Below are 425 nucleotides of genomic sequence, written 5' to 3' on the forward strand. Positions count from 1 at the left end.
TATCAAAATAGTGAGAATGAATGGTATAGAGCAAATGGTAATGAAATTTGTGAATATGATACCAACGGTCTAATCCTAAGAAGATACACTAGTATTATTGATGAAAAAATTACAGCATCAGAAAGAAAACTTTAGAAGACCTATATGTTAACACCCAAATCATTTAACAATGTAATATAAACTATAAAAATCAGTAAATATGAAAAATTTAATTAGAACGATTTTAGCAATCCTTACAGGAATTACAAGTGTGTATGCACAATTACCAGAACCTGGTTTTGTAATAGACGAAACCACAGCTATAGTGATTACTGACCCTCAAAACGATTTTCTTAGTCCTAGTGGCGTAGCTTGGGGCGCAGTTGGAGAAAGCGTAAAAGAAAACAATACTATTGAAAACTTAGAAACAATCTTTAAACTTGCAG

At 31.5% G+C, this 425-nt stretch carries 1 protein-coding gene and 1 pseudogene; both read left to right on the forward strand.

All coding sequences use genetic code 11. From position 1 onward, the window contains the following. On the forward strand, positions 1-135 hold a 135-nt coding region (locus tag J8281_RS20030), incomplete at its 5' end, for a DUF1348 family protein (protein WP_210199253.1). A 64-nt stretch (positions 136-199) separates the two neighbouring features. After that, a pseudogene (locus J8281_RS19135) lies at positions 200-425 on the forward strand (cysteine hydrolase); the annotation flags it as partial.

The sequence above is a fragment of the Aquimarina sp. U1-2 genome (assembly GCF_017897595.1).
Lineage (GTDB): Bacteria > Bacteroidota > Bacteroidia > Flavobacteriales > Flavobacteriaceae > Aquimarina.